The 13,014-nt window shown below is 70.3% G+C and carries 13 protein-coding genes; 10 read left to right on the forward strand and 3 right to left on the reverse strand.

Going from position 1 to position 13,014, the window contains the following annotated elements:
- Positions 1 to 73 precede the first annotated feature (73 nt).
- The 5 genes from SYV04_RS39565 (at position 74) to SYV04_RS39585 (ending at position 2,462) form a co-directional block, all read left to right on the forward strand.
- Positions 74 to 322 (forward strand): hypothetical protein, encoded by a 249-nt coding sequence (locus SYV04_RS39565; RefSeq protein ID WP_321551264.1) that lies wholly within the window; start codon positions 74 to 76, stop codon positions 320 to 322.
- 162 nt (positions 323 to 484) lie between these two features.
- On the forward strand, positions 485 to 1,447 hold the full coding sequence (locus tag SYV04_RS39570; RefSeq protein WP_321551265.1) for an SDR family oxidoreductase: 963 nt from the start codon (positions 485 to 487) through the stop codon (positions 1,445 to 1,447).
- A 75-nt stretch (positions 1,448 to 1,522) separates the two neighbouring features.
- The gene (locus SYV04_RS39575) at positions 1,523 to 1,762 is read left to right on the forward strand and encodes a ribbon-helix-helix domain-containing protein (RefSeq protein ID WP_321551266.1); all 240 of its coding nucleotides are present in this window, start codon (positions 1,523 to 1,525) and stop codon (positions 1,760 to 1,762) included.
- Positions 1,759 to 1,929 (forward strand): hypothetical protein, encoded by a 171-nt coding sequence (locus SYV04_RS39580; protein ID WP_321551267.1) that lies wholly within the window; start codon positions 1,759 to 1,761, stop codon positions 1,927 to 1,929. The genes SYV04_RS39575 and SYV04_RS39580 overlap by 4 nt, the downstream gene beginning before the upstream one ends.
- A gap of 86 nt (positions 1,930 to 2,015) precedes the next feature.
- A complete protein-coding gene (locus SYV04_RS39585; RefSeq protein ID WP_321551268.1) occupies positions 2,016 to 2,462 on the forward strand; it encodes a hypothetical protein in 447 nt (148 codons plus the stop codon).
- A gap of 45 nt (positions 2,463 to 2,507) precedes the next feature.
- On the opposite strand, the gene SYV04_RS39590 is transcribed toward SYV04_RS39585, so the two are convergent.
- Genes SYV04_RS39590 through SYV04_RS39600 form a run of 3 tightly spaced genes read right to left on the reverse strand, consistent with a single transcriptional unit; the run spans position 2,508 to position 4,517 of the window.
- Positions 2,508 to 3,569: a lysylphosphatidylglycerol synthase transmembrane domain-containing protein gene (locus tag SYV04_RS39590; protein WP_321551269.1), complete on the reverse strand. Its 1,062-nt coding sequence runs from the start codon at positions 3,567 to 3,569 to the stop codon at positions 2,508 to 2,510.
- A 16-nt stretch (positions 3,570 to 3,585) separates the two neighbouring features.
- Positions 3,586 to 4,317, reverse strand: coding sequence for a tyrosine-protein phosphatase (locus tag SYV04_RS39595; RefSeq protein ID WP_321551270.1), 732 nt, complete (start codon positions 4,315 to 4,317; stop codon positions 3,586 to 3,588).
- Positions 4,314 to 4,517 (reverse strand): DNA gyrase inhibitor YacG, encoded by a 204-nt coding sequence (locus SYV04_RS39600; RefSeq protein ID WP_321551271.1) that lies wholly within the window; start codon positions 4,515 to 4,517, stop codon positions 4,314 to 4,316. Before SYV04_RS39600 ends, SYV04_RS39595 begins: the two co-directional genes overlap by 4 nt.
- A 175-nt stretch (positions 4,518 to 4,692) precedes the next feature.
- Between SYV04_RS39600 and SYV04_RS39605 the strand changes: the two genes are divergently transcribed.
- The 5 genes from SYV04_RS39605 to SYV04_RS39625 are packed head-to-tail and all read left to right on the forward strand — an operon-like array spanning position 4,693 to position 12,999.
- Positions 4,693 to 6,588 carry a hypothetical protein gene (locus SYV04_RS39605; protein ID WP_321551272.1) on the forward strand — a complete coding sequence of 632 codons (1,896 nt, stop codon included), beginning with the start codon at positions 4,693 to 4,695 and terminating at the stop codon, positions 6,586 to 6,588.
- 41 nt (positions 6,589 to 6,629) lie between these two features.
- Positions 6,630 to 8,534: a hypothetical protein gene (locus tag SYV04_RS39610; RefSeq protein WP_321551273.1), complete on the forward strand. Its 1,905-nt coding sequence runs from the start codon at positions 6,630 to 6,632 to the stop codon at positions 8,532 to 8,534.
- On the forward strand, positions 8,531 to 9,361 hold the full coding sequence (locus tag SYV04_RS39615; protein WP_321551274.1) for a carboxypeptidase regulatory-like domain-containing protein: 831 nt from the start codon (positions 8,531 to 8,533) through the stop codon (positions 9,359 to 9,361). The genes SYV04_RS39610 and SYV04_RS39615 overlap by 4 nt, the downstream gene beginning before the upstream one ends.
- A 3-nt stretch (positions 9,362 to 9,364) precedes the next feature.
- Positions 9,365 to 11,266 (forward strand): FecR domain-containing protein, encoded by a 1,902-nt coding sequence (locus SYV04_RS39620; protein WP_321551275.1) that lies wholly within the window; start codon positions 9,365 to 9,367, stop codon positions 11,264 to 11,266.
- The gene (locus tag SYV04_RS39625; protein ID WP_321551276.1) at positions 11,263 to 12,999 is read left to right on the forward strand and encodes a protein kinase domain-containing protein; all 1,737 of its coding nucleotides are present in this window, start codon (positions 11,263 to 11,265) and stop codon (positions 12,997 to 12,999) included. The genes SYV04_RS39620 and SYV04_RS39625 overlap by 4 nt, the downstream gene beginning before the upstream one ends.
- Positions 13,000 to 13,014: the final 15 nt, after the last annotated feature.

The raw sequence follows: 13,014 nt of genomic DNA on the forward strand, positions 1-13,014 counted from the left end.
CCTTGTGAGACTCGAACGGGCGGCGAGGAACGGGCCCTGCGCTCGCGCCCCCGCCCGCAGACCCGAGGTGTTCATGCCTGTACAGCAGCCCTCCACGCCTCAAGCGCCCGTGAAGGAGCCTCAGCCCCAGAAGTCTCCGCAGGTCGAGCCGCCACCACGGCCGACCCCAGAGAAGGACCCACCGTCGAAGATGCCTCCCGAGCGCGATCCGCCGCCGCCTTCGCCCGAGCCCGGCAAGCCGGTGCCCGATGTGAAGGATCCACCAGTGCCAGGGCAGCCGCCTCGCACGCCCGGCATCATCGCCCAGGCGCCCCAGGCCTGAAGCGCGGCAGAGGACAGGGCGACGCCTCGGGTGCTCGGCTGCTCATCGGAGCCCCAGGCCAGCCCTGGCTCCCGCCCTGGTCGTCGTCTCGGGACGAACATCCATCTTGAGGGAGTTACGCCGCTTGAAGCCGGTCTGGCGGCGCCACGAAAGGACTCGCCCGTGCCCAGCAAGCTGAGCAGGTCCGTCGTCGTCGTCACCGGAGCCTCGAGCGGCATCGGCCGAGCGTCCGCGCTGCGCTTCGCGCGCAAGGGTGCCGCCGTCGTCCTCACCGCCCGCAACGAGCCCGCGCTGCGCGAGGTGGCCTCCGAGTGCGAACAGCTCGGCGCGCGCACCCTCGTGCTCCCGGCGGACGTCACGGATGAAGCCGCCGTGAAGGAGCTGGCCCGCATCGTCGTGGCGGCCTTCGGTCGGCTCGATGTCTGGGTCAACAACGCCGCGGTGGCCCTCTTCGCCCGCTTCGAGGACGCGCCACCCGAAGCCTTCCGCCAGGTCATCGAGACGAACCTCTTCGGCTACGTCCATGGCGCGCGCGCCGCCCTGCCCTACTTCCGCAAGCAGAACGGCGGCGTGCTCATCAACGTCTCCTCCGTCTTCGGTCCCGGCGGCGCGCCCTACCTCAGCGCCTACATCGCCTCGAAGTACGCCATCCGCGGCTTGTCCTCGTGCCTGCGGCAGGAGAGCCGCGACACGGGCATCCACGTCGTCACCGTGCTGCCCGCCTCCGTGGACACCCCGATGTTCCAGCACGCCGCCAACTTCTGCGGCCGCGACGCCCAGCCCCTCGAGCCCGTCTATCCCGCCGAGCAGGTGGCCCGCGCCATCGTTCGCAGCGCCCTGCGCCCCCGTCGCGAGGTGTTCGTGGGCAAGCCCCGCCGCAGCAAGGGGCTCCTGAGCAGGGTGTCCCCGTCCCTCGGTGAACGCCGCGCCGCGCGCAAAGAGGGTGAAGCGCGCCGCCCGTCCGCGCTCGCTCCGCCCTCGCCCGGCAACCTCTTCGCCCCCATGCCTCCCGCCGAGGTGAGCGGCGGATGGCGCCGCGCGACCTACGTCCGCAAGGGGCTGCTGCTGGGGCTGCTGGCGCTGCCCTTCCTGATCAGCTGGCGCAGACAGCGGCGGAATTTTTGACGGGACGCCCAGCCGACCTCCTAATGCCGCCCACAGGCCAGTAGCGGCCTGTAGCAGCCCTCCAGGAGGTCCCTGATGCAGGATGGCAATATCAGCCCGCTGACTGCCGACACCGTGTCGGCCCCGGTCGATTCCGGTGAGCGTCGTCCCAGCCCCGAGGCCGACGTCGTCTCCACCCACGTCCTCGTCGCCGAGGAGCAGGTGCAGAAGCTCCGCGAGCTGGCTCGGCGCACCCGCATCGCCCAGAGCGAGTACCTCCGCGAGGCGGTGGAGGATCTGCTCGCCAAGTACGGCCGCACCGGCGGTGAGCCGTGACAGGCGCCACTGCGTCCACCAGCGCCCCCACGCGCACCCGCGACGTGCTGCCGCTCGCCCTGTCTCGGGACTTCGAGGGCTGGCGTGGCTCGCGCGCTCAGTCGCCCGCCGAGCGGCCGACCTCCATCAAAGAGGCCGTCATCCGCTGGCTCAACGAAGAGCTGTAACCCCGCGCCCGTGCAAGCCCGGCCCCGTTTGGAGGGCCGGTGGGGGTTTGGATAGGCTTCCGGCTCCCTTTGCACAGGAGTGTTGCTTGTACCTTCGTCCGCTGTTGCTTGCCGCCGCTGCCGCCGCCGTCACCGGCTGCGCCTCGTCCCCCAAGCCGAACTTCGACGCCATCTACCCCGGCATGCACTCGCAGCAGGTGGTGGAGGCGATGCAGGGCGGCCCCTCCCGAGCCCGGGAGTTCGGCGAAGGCTCCACCGCCTGGTACTACGGTGAGGACCAGTGCGTGCTGATGCGCGAGGACAAGGTGGTGTCCAAGGAGCGCACCCAGGAGAACACCTCCGTGGACGCCGTCGTCGTCTCGCTGAAGAACTCCACGAAGGCCATGTGCGCGCCCCCCGGCATGGGCGAGGCCCGCAGCGAGCAGGAGATCGACACGCCCATCGGCACCTTCAAGGGCTCCATCGATCCCGCCGCCATCAAGAACAAGGTCATCGAGACCAAGAAGGAGCTGGTGGGCGACTCGCCCAAGTAGCCCCTCCGTGCTTCGCCCCTCTTCCGCGAGAGGAGGGGCGCCGGCTCACGCCACCGGGGCGGAGGCCTCGCCTTCCTTGTCCAGCTTGGTGGCGATGTCCCGGAAGGACAGGTGGCCGAGCGACAGCAGCACGAGGCCCAGGCCCACCTGCTGCACCGTCTGGCACAGCCACACCACGTTGGCGTAGGCCAGCCCGCTGGAGTTCACCACCGCGGCGGGCAGGAAGAGGCTCAGGCCCACCTTGGTCGCCGCCTGGAAGGTGCCCATCATCCCGGGCGCCGCCGGAATCATCAGCCCCACCACCAGCACCGTCATCACCACGTAGCCCTGGTACAGCGACAGGCCCATGGGCTGGCACGCGGCGTCCGTCACGCCCGAGCAGCTGAAGGCCCGCGACACCAGGGCCATGCCCGCGCCGTTGAGCCCCCAGTAGACCACGGTGCAGAGAAAGAAGCCCACCAGCCCCTTGGCATCGGGCAGCTGGCGCATCGCTCCCACGAAGCCGTCCACCACGTCCGCCATCTTGTCGGCCAGCTTCGGCACCACCCGCCCCACCGTGGCACGCACCAGGTGGACCGCCCGGTCGTGCTGCCAGCGCGCGAAGAACAGGAAGGCCAGCCCGCCACCGAACACGGCGAACATCAGCGTGGAGCCCAGCTTCACCAGGCGCACCGCCTCCGTCTCCGTGGGCAGGAAGAAGAGCAGCCCCCGCAGCAGCGTGGCCACGAAGAGCCCGTCGGTAATCCGCTCGAGCACCACCGAGGTCATCGCCGCGCTGCGGCGGATGGTGCTGCGCTGGGCGATGAGGAAGGGGCGCGCGAACTCGCCCAGCCGGAACGGCAGCACCAGCAACATCATGAAGCCGATGCCGGAGGCCTCGTTGAGCGGCCGGAACGCCACCCGCTGCATGCCCGAGAGCAGAAACCCCCACCTCAGCGTCCGGCACAGGTGGATGAGCAGCAGGATGGCGAAGTACGGCAGGACGTAGATGTAGTCGGCCGAGCGCAGACTGGCCCACTGCGACTTCCAGTCGGTGTCTCGGAACGCCCACCAGGAGAACAGGATGGTGACCAGCAGGCTGGCGATGAGCTTGACGGCACGCTTCACGGCGGGCGGTATACCGTCACTCCTCCTGGGACTCCAGTGTCTCTCCCGCCAGCAGACGCGCTGGGTTCTCCCGAAGGAGCCGCCCGAACGCCTGCTCCCCTACCCGCGAGCGCAGCTCCGCCAGCGCCTTGCCTACCCACTCCCGCGCTCCCACGGGGGCGTGCAGGTCCGTGGCACCCAGCGCGTAGAGCCCCTCGTCCAGGAAGGCCCGGGCCAGCTTCTTCGCCGTGCCTCCGTAGCGCCCGGTGAGCGCGCCCACGTCCAGCTGCAGCAAGGCCCCGGTGCGCACCGCCTCGGCGGCGCGGCCCTTGCGCTCGAACTCCAGGCAACGCTCCGGGTGGGCGATGACCGGGAAGACTCCCTTGGTGCGGATGCGGAACAGGATGTCGAGCAGCGCGGGTACCGGCGCGGTGTAGGGCAGCTCCACGAGCACATAGCGGCCCGCGCCCAGCAACCGCGCGGCGGGGGTGCCCAGGCTCCGCAGGAAGACGTCATCCAGCACGTTCTCCGCGTTGCGCCCGAGCGTCAGGGCAATGCCCTCGCGCTCCAGGGCGGCGCGGACTTCGGCGAGCCTGGCGTCCACCACCTCGGGGGGCGCGTACTCGGGGCGCGCGTGCGGACTGGGCGCCACCGTGGAGAAGCCCAGGTCCACCAGGGCCCGAGCCATCTCCAAGGTGTCTTCCAGGCGCTGCGCCCCATCATCCACGCCTGGCAGCAGGTGGCAGTGCAGGTCGACCAGACCGCTCACGCGTCACTGCCCCGATCTGAGTGCTCGGGCGGCAGTTCGTCCTCCCGCTCGTCCGATTGGCGCTCGGGCACGCGGTACTCCTCGCCGAGCCAGCGACCGAGATCCACCGCGCGGCACCGCCGCGAGCAGAATGGGAAGGAGGGGTTCTCGGCGCGCGGGGCGGCCGGCTTCTGGCAGATGGAACAGAGGGGGCGCGACATGATTGGTCTCCCAGGACTCATAAGTCCTGGCGCCGGCACGGACCAGGATGTTTGACGGCCCCTGGCCCCTTGGGGGTCGGGGCACCGAGACACACCTACATCGTAATATTGCACTGGCCTTGCGCGCTTCCCTACGATACCGGCACCTGCTGCCCGCCACGCCCCGGAGCGAGAGATGAACCAGGCAACGAGCCGCCGGCTCCGCAAGCACTCCTTGTTACTGCTGATCCCGTTCCTGCTGGCGGGTGCGCCGCCGGCCCCCGTGGCGCAGAACGTCTCGTTGACCGGTGCCCCCACGCAACTGCGGCTCGAGTATGGCGGCACACCGAGGGCGGGGGTGCCGATCGAGGTCCGGGTGAAGGCCCTGGACGTGCTGGGCTTCGTCGCCCCCAGCTACCTGGGGAAGGTCCGCTTCAGGAGCACGGACACGGGGGCCACCCTCCCCGCGCCCTACCACTTCACCGAGGGCGATGCGGGGCAGCAGGTGTTCACCGTCACGTTCACCCAGGCCACCGAGCAGACCTTGTGGGTCGAGGCGATCGATGGTCCTCCGATGACGAGCGCCAGCATCTCCGTCACGATCGGCGTCGGCGTTCCGCACCACGTGAGGATCAGCGGCGCTCCCCTGCCGGTCCGCGCTGGAGCGCCCTTCGTCATCACGGCGATCGCCGTCGACGAGTTTGATAATCCGGCGGTCTTCGACGGGAACGTGTCCTTCACCTGGAGCGAGAGCCGGGTGGGACCGCCCGCTCCCCGTACTTTCGGGAACGGCCAGTTCGAGTTCGTCTTCCAGAGCGCCCGCACGCATTCGGTGAAGATCAGCACCCCCAGCCTTCCCGTAGCCAACGTGGAGCTGCCCGACATCGAGGTGCTTCCGGGTGAGTTCTTCCGGGTAAAGCTGTCCACCGCCACCCCACAGCCGGTGGAGGCTTGCAGCCCGGCGGTGCTCCAGCTGGCGGCGGTGGATCCCTTCGACAACCCCGTACGGGAGGACATCGGCGTGGAGCTGTGCGGCAGGCCTGCCACCACGCTGGCGTTCTCCAGCTCGAACCTCCAATCGGAGACGCGCTCCCCCGGGTGTGTCCACGGGCGGCTGTCTTCCGACGGCACCGGCCAGGCGAGCTGGAGCAGCACCGCGGGCCCCTCCGAGATCCAGTTCGTCGTCGAGCAGGAGCTGACCCCCGCGACCGACACGCTCGGTGTCCTCTGGGGGGCCAGTGCGTACTCCGCGGCGCACTCCACGCTCTCCTTCAGCGGCACCCCGGAGGACACGCCCTCGCTGCGCACCTTCAGCGGGCAGCTCGACCTGCTGTTCGAGCCGCGCAACGCGTGCGGAGAGCTCGTGGCGCTCCCCACCGGGCAGACCTTCGCCTTCAAGGCGGAGACGCCGCTGTTCCTCCGAGAGCCGCCGGTCCAGCAAGCCGATGGTCGGTGGGCTACCTCCGTCCGGCTGCCCAAGTGTCCGGACTACTCCGCGCCCTTGAGGATCTGGCCGCTCGTCGGCAACGAGCTGGTGATGAAGAGCACCACCGAGCCGCTGGTCGCCGCTGTCGAGCCGCTGTGCGCCACCTCCGCCGTGCAGCTCTCGGTCCGCTCCGAGCCCGACGGAATGAGGCCCGCGCCCGGCACGCTCGTGGACCTCGTGGTGGAGCTGCGCAACGACGGCGAGGAGCCCTTGCCGGCAGGCGTGCTCTGGTTCGTCCCCCAGGAGCTGACGGAGGTGACGGCCAGCCTCGACGGACAGGCGCTCACCCCGCGCGGCGAGGGCTATGACCTTCCCGAGCTGGCGGCGCATGCCACGCTGACAGTGAACCTCCAGGGCATGGCGGGGGCGCAGACCGATCTCCAGGTGAAGGCCACGGTGTGGTACGCGACCGCGGATGGCGCCGCGCTCACCGAGAAGCAGACCCTGAAGCTCGACCGGGACGAGCTGGGGGTGGACGTTGGGTGCGGTTGCCAGACTGGCTCGCTGTCGAGCCAGTTCCTCCCGTGGCTGGCCTTGCTGGCGGCCGCTTCGCGCTCCCGGACGCGATTGCGTAGACTGAGGCGCGGCGAAAGGATCGAGCCCTAAGCACCATGGTGGCAGGGACACTCACTCTCCTGGTCCTGACCTTGACCGGTCAGACCGTCGCGCTGCGCTCCGACAAGCCCTTCGTCACCTCCCGGGAGAGTGCGCGCATCGAGCTGCGCGTGCTGGATGAGACGGGTCGCCCCGTGCGCGGCGCCCGCGTCTCCTTGACCGTCAACGTCGGCTCCGTCACCGAGCCGGTCGCCACGCGAGAGGGTCCGCTCGTCGCCACCTACCGCCCCGCCACGCAGGAAGGGGCTCAGGTGGCCCTGTTCCACGCGACGGTGAAGTCGGGGCCCGCCTCCGGCTCGGGGGGGTGGCTCTCGCTGCCCATTCACGGGCGACACCTGCTGCGCGTGCAGGCTCCACCCCGCGCGCGGGTGCGCGTCTCCATCGAGGGCACCTCCTTCGGGCCTGTCACAGCTGGGGCCGATGGGACCGCCACCGTGCCGGTGGAGCTTCCCCCCGGAATCTCCAGCGCCCAGGTCACCACGGTTGACCGCTCCGGCCAGAGCCGCACCCAGGAAGTCCCGCTGCCCGCGCCCCGCTTCGCCCGGATCCGGCTGGTGGCTCCCGCCGAGGCTCCGAGCTGGGAGAAGCCTGTGCGGATCCAGGGCTTCGTCGTGGACGAGCGCGGCAACCCGGCCCTCTCCCTGCCGCCGATCGCGGTCAGCACGGAGCGGGGCACGCTGGGGCCCATCGAGCCCAAGGAGGGCGCCACCTTCGAGGTTCCGTATACCGGCCCGGAGCAAACTCAAGCGCCGGTGACGCTGTCCGCCTCCACCGTGGAGGATGCCGAGCGGGCCTCCACGCTCCAGCTCGCGCCTCGGCCCGGTCCCCTCGCGCGGCTGGGGATCACCCTGTCGCCGGCAAACTTCACGGCGGGCTCCACCGAGCCCATCGTCATCGAGGCCGTGGGCTATGACGCCAAGGGCAACCCGCTGCCCGCACCTCCCGCGACGTTCTCCACCGAGGTGGGCACGCTCGAGGCCGAGGAGGGAGGCCGACGCGCGCGGATTCGCCCGCCCGATGCGTTTGGCGCGAAGAAGGCGCTGGCCATCCGCGTCCAGGCCGGAGCCCTTCAGGGCCAGGGAGAGCTGGCGCTTCAGAGCGGCCCACCCGTGCGGGGGGAAGCCTCCGTCCAGCCGGCGCTCTCGGGGAACGGGGATGAAGTCGAGGTGACCGGCCGCTTCGTGGATGCCTGGGACAACCCCGTCGATGGGCTGAGCGTGGTGGGGACCTCGCCTTCGGGGAGCCTGACGGGACCGGAGGCGCTGGGAGAGGGCCGCTACCGCTTCCGCTTCTCCCCTGCTCCCGGTCAGGCGGTGGGGGGCTCGGCTCCGTTCGAGCTTCGGGCGGAGGGCTTTCCCGTGGCGACCTCGGGCACGGTGCCGGTGCTGGCACGGCGGACGCGGTGGCAACCCTCGCTGGGGCTGCTCGGGTTCGTGCAGAGCAACACGGCCCTCTCCAACAGCTTGGGGATGCGAATGGAGGGCTCGCTGCGGATCGCCGATCTGCCGTGGGAGGCGCTGCTGCAGCTCGAGGCCCGGTACAACCGGCGGGAGACACAGCTCCTGTCGTCCTCGGACTCGAGTTCGGTGGAGAAGGTGTTCTCGCTGAACGGCTACAGCGCGAGGTTGGGCGCACGCTGGAGCCATCCCGTGCTGCGCCGGGGCGTGCTGTTCGCGGACGCCAGCGCGGGCTACCTGCGGATGAGCGGGCAGGTGAAGGTGGAGGGACTGGGCGAGATGGTCCCCCAGCCGATCCTATCGCGAGGTCTCGTCGTCTCCGTGGGCGGCGGACTCGGGTGGACGATGGGGCCCGGCAGGCTCGTCGGACAGCTCCAGTGGGCCCAAGCTCCGGGTCGCGGGCTGGTGAGCGGCAACCTCGGTGGGCTGTCGCTGGGGGCCGGGTACCAGCTTCCGCTCTCAGGAGGCGTGGATCGATGAGGCGCTGGGGAATCACTCTCGGGCTGATGCTCCTGAGCGCGGTGGCGCTGGCCGCGGCCCCGGCTCCGAGCGCGACCGGCACGGTGTGGATCACCCTGCAGCCCCAGCCCTCGGGGCCCTTGAAGGCTCCCCGCGTCCGGGTCGAGGGCAAGGAGGTCCCCACGAACCCGAGCGGAGCATTCCGGGTGGACGGGCTCGCGGGTGGGTGGGTGGCGATCCAGGCGTCGGCGGAGGGCTACCAGCCGCTGGAGCGGAAGGTGCAACTGCCCGCGGGTGGGCAGACCAGTGTCCTGCTGCCCCTGGAGCGCATCCGAGAGCCGGGCACCCTGCGCGGCCGGATCATCCGCCAGGCCGGTGGGGCGGGCGCGAAGGTCCCGCTCGCGGATGTGGAAGTGCAGCTCGGCGGCCAGGGGGTCGCCCGGAGCGACGCGGACGGTCGCTTCGTGCTTTCGGCCGTGGGGCCTGGACCGGTCTCGCTGAAGCTCCTGGGCGCGGGAGTCCGGCCCCAGGAGGAGGTGGTGGTCATCCCGCCGGGAGGTGAAGCCTCCATCGAGGTCGCCCTGCAGAAGGCCGAGGAGGTGCTGGCGTGGATGCGCGGGAAGGTCCGCTCCACGCAGGGCCAGCCGTTGCAGGCCACGCTGAAGGTCGCCGAGCGGAAGCTCAAGGCCCGCACCCGCCCCACGGGAGACTTCGAGTTCCGCCTGCCCGCGGGGCGCTACCAGGTGACCTTCGAGGCGCGCGGCCACATCGCGCAGACCAAGACCGTCGACGTGGGGGCGGGAGATCAGGCGCTGTTCTACGTGGACCTGTCGCCTCTGGAGAACTGAGCCTTGCGCGCCCTGTCCCTCACGCTCCCGCTGTTGCTGCTGCTCTGGGCCTGCAAGAAGGACCCTGTCGCGCCCGGGCTGGCGACGCTCACCCAGGTACAAGGACAGGTCTCCGTGCAGCACGGCGTGGAGACCCGTCCAGGAGCCCTGAACCAACCCCTGTACCAGGGCGACACCCTGGTGACCGGGCCCACGAGCGCGGCGAAGGTGCGCTACGTCAACGGCGTCGAAGTGCAGGTGAGCGAGAACAGCCGCTTCCGCATCAACGGCACGCCGGGAGCCCTCACGCTGGAGCTGGAGGAAGGCCGCATCGTCTCCACCGCGCCAAAGGACGCCGAGACGGGGCTCACCGTCACGGGGCGCTTTGGCCGGGCGGAGCTCATCACCGCCTCGGAGCTGGTGCTGGATCTCCGCTCCGCCAGGCCGCGCCTGACCCTGGAGTACGGAGAGATCCGCGTCATTGACCCCGAGGGAGAGACCATCCCCCTGGTGGTGGCGCAGGAGCTCGAGCTCCCCGTGCGCAAACCCAAGCAGGCGGAAGAAATCCCGTTCATGCGCGCGACGGAGATCGTGTTCGTGCTCAAGTCCCAGAACGGAAAGGCGCGCGTGCGGGACTCCCAGCAGGCCGCCTTCACCGAGGTCTCCTCCGATCAGCCGCGCGAGCTGGGCGCTGGCGCGTCCTTCGAGGTCCCCGCGCAGGCCACTGCGCGTCTGTCCTCCAGCGAGTTGCAGGTGAATCTGGAGGGGGACACCGCGGGGACGCTCACCGCGGCCTCCCGTCAGGGCGAGCAGCGCTCCTATGCCCTTCAGCTCAGCCGAGGAAAGGCGCAGCTCCAGTTCGCGCCGGGACAGCACTCCCTGAAGCTCACCGACGCCCAGGGCTCGGTGGAGCTCAAAGTCAACGAGCAGAGCGCGATCTCGGTAAGCCACCCTCAGGAGGGCTCCCGCGTGACGGTCCTCACCGGTCAGGTCGAGCTGCTGGCGGATGGGAAGAGCACCGTCCTCAAGGCGGGAGAAGGAGTGAACCGCTCGGCGACGGCGGCACAGCAGGGAGCCCCGGACACGACCCCGGCGCTGGTGCTGCCCGCGAACGCGAAGGTGCGCGTCTTCTCGGACACCGTCTCCGAGGCGGGGATCCGCGTCCCCGAGGCGACCAGCGGGCCGCTGCGCGTGGAGGTGGCAGGAGAGCCGGCCTTCCGTGAGCCGCTCCTGGCGGGGCGCGTGGGCGAGAACTGGGTGCGGATCGCGCCTCCCGCCAAGGGCGAGCTGCACTGGCGCTTCCTCTCGGAGGATGGCACCCCGCGCGCCCAGGGGTCCGCGCGCTTCCAGCCCGACCGAGGCCTCTCCTCCCTGTCCGGAAAGAGCCCCCGAGCCGAGGTCCTCGAGACGGGGCTCAAGGCCTCCATCTACTTCCAGGGCGCGGCCCCTTCGCTGCACTTCAACTTCGATGCCCGCGAGGGAGCCCGCTCCTACCGGTTCCGCATCTTCCGCGCCAACGATCCGCAGCGGCCGTTGCTGGAGCGGGCGGCGAGCCGGACGGAGTTCACGCTGGAGCCGGGCGCGCTCGGCGAGGGGAACTATCTCTGGTACGTGGCGGCGCTGGGCGCGGGGGGCGAGGAGCTCTCCGGCGGACGGATGAACAAGCTCGAGCTGGTGTACGACAACGCGCGGCGCGGGCTGGCCATCAGCCGTCCCAAGCCTGGGGAGCGCGTCGGACGGGGCGACGTGCCCTTGGAGGGAGTCGCTCCCGTGGGCTCACGCCTGTCCGTCAACGGCCAACCCGTGGCGCTCGATGCCAAGGGCCGGTTCTCCCAACGCCTGCCCTCCGCCCAGGTCCTGGTGTTCCGCCTGCTGTCGGACCAGGGTGAGGCATACTGGGTGCGCAACCTCCGGAGCGACAGGTGAGCGGAGTTCCATCCTCAGGCGTCATTCCCCTCACCCGGCCGGCCGCTCCGCGCCGCTTCGGCCAGTACCTGCTCTTCCGCAAGCTCGCCGAAGGAGGCATGGCCGAGCTCTACCTCGCCAAGCAGATCGGCGCCGAGGGCTTCGAACGCGACGTGGTGATCAAGTGCATGCTCGATCACCTCTCCAAGAACCAGGACTTCATCTCGATGTTCCTGGACGAGGCGCGGCTGGCGGCGCGGCTGCACCATCCGAACATCGTGCAGATCACCGATCTCGGCGTGGCCGACGATCGCTACTTCATCTGCATGGAGTACCTCGCGGGAGAGGATCTGGATTCGCTGATCGGCTGCTCGCGCCACAAGGGCGAGGCCATCCCCATTCCGGTCGCCGCGCGAATCATCCTCTCGGCGCTCGAGGGGCTGGAGTTCGCCCACGGCTACCAGGAGCAGGGCCAGTCCGTGGGGCTCGTCCACCGGGACGTCTCCCCCTCGAACATCTTCGTCACCTACCAGGGCACCGTGAAGGTGCTGGACTTCGGGATCGCCAAGGCCTCCTCCCGGATGACCCAGACCCAGCCCGGGCTCCTGAAGGGCAAGTGGGGATACATGTCCCCCGAGCAGGCCCGGGGCGAGTCGATCGACGCGCGCAGCGATCTGTTCTCGCTGGGCATCACCTTCCATGAGCTGCTCACCGGGCGCCGGGTGTTCGAGCGGGACCACGAGATCGGCGTGTTGCTGGCGCTGATGGCCCAGCCCATCCCTCCGCCCAGCACGCTGCGTCCGGACATTCCTCCAGCGCTCGACCGGATCGTCATGAAGGCGCTGGAGCGGCAGGCCGACGATCGCTACGCGAGTGCCTCCGCGATGCGGGCGGACCTGGAGGACTTCCTCCGCTCGACGCCTTCGGTCTCAGGCATCTCCCACCTCGCCCAGTACATGCAGGGCCTGTTCGGACCTGTCGAGGTGGCGAACAAGACGAAGATCCCCTCGCTCACCGAGCTCGCCGCGATCCGCGTACCCACGCCTCCGCCGCCTCAGGACGAGCGCATCGGGTACGAGAAGACGCTGGTCCGACCGACGGATCCGGGCGAGGGCTCCAGCCCCGCCGCGCCAGCGCGTCCGTCCACCGACCGGCAGCCGCTTCCGGCGCCCGTCCCTGCCACCCCTCCCCGCCAGAGCATGGCCGTGCCCGTGGCCATTGGGGCGCTGGTCGCGGTGGTGCTCCTGGCGTTGGGCGGAGGCGCGGCCTGGTACTTCCTGTTCCGCACGCCCGCTCCGGCGCTCTCCGTCACGGCTCCGCCTGTCGCGATCCCGGCGTCTCCGGTGGAAACGCCTCCGCCTGCCCCTCCAGCTCTCCCCACCGCGCCCGTGGCGCAGCCGACTCCGCCGCCGGCCACTCCTGCTCCGGAGCCGACCCCGGAGCCCGTGGCGAAGCCCAAGATCCCCGCCAAGCTCAGCCAGAGAGAGATCGACCGGGTCTTCAGGAAACACCGCGAGAGGCTGCTCGCATGTGGAGAGAAGTTCAGCACCGACATTCCCCCGAGCCGTCGGGTGAAGCTCCAGATGAGCCTCAAGAACTCCGGAGAGGTGTATGACATCCGGATCTCCGAGCCCACCTCTCTGGCACCTGAGCTGGCGAAGTGCCTGATCGCCCGAATGGAGGCGGCGAGGTTCCCGCCCTCTCAGACGCCCGTGCTCCGGCTCGAGCTCCCGCTGGTGTTCAGCGAGCGCTGAGCCGGCACCCGCCCT

The organism is Hyalangium ruber (assembly GCF_034259325.1).
Lineage (GTDB): Bacteria > Myxococcota > Myxococcia > Myxococcales > Myxococcaceae > Hyalangium_A > Hyalangium_A rubrum.

Coding starts and splice junctions, on each gene's coding strand:
- SYV04_RS39565 (WP_321551264.1), top strand. CDS start 74: ATGCCTGTACAGCAGCCCTCCACGCCTCAAGCGCCCGTGAAGGAGCCT.
- SYV04_RS39575 (WP_321551266.1), top strand. CDS start 1,523: ATGCAGGATGGCAATATCAGCCCGCTGACTGCCGACACCGTGTCGGCC.
- SYV04_RS39600 (WP_321551271.1), bottom strand. CDS start 4,517: ATGTCGCGCCCCCTCTGTTCCATCTGCCAGAAGCCGGCCGCCCCGCGC.
- SYV04_RS39605 (WP_321551272.1), top strand. CDS start 4,693: ATGAACCAGGCAACGAGCCGCCGGCTCCGCAAGCACTCCTTGTTACTG.
- SYV04_RS39615 (WP_321551274.1), top strand. CDS start 8,531: ATGAGGCGCTGGGGAATCACTCTCGGGCTGATGCTCCTGAGCGCGGTG.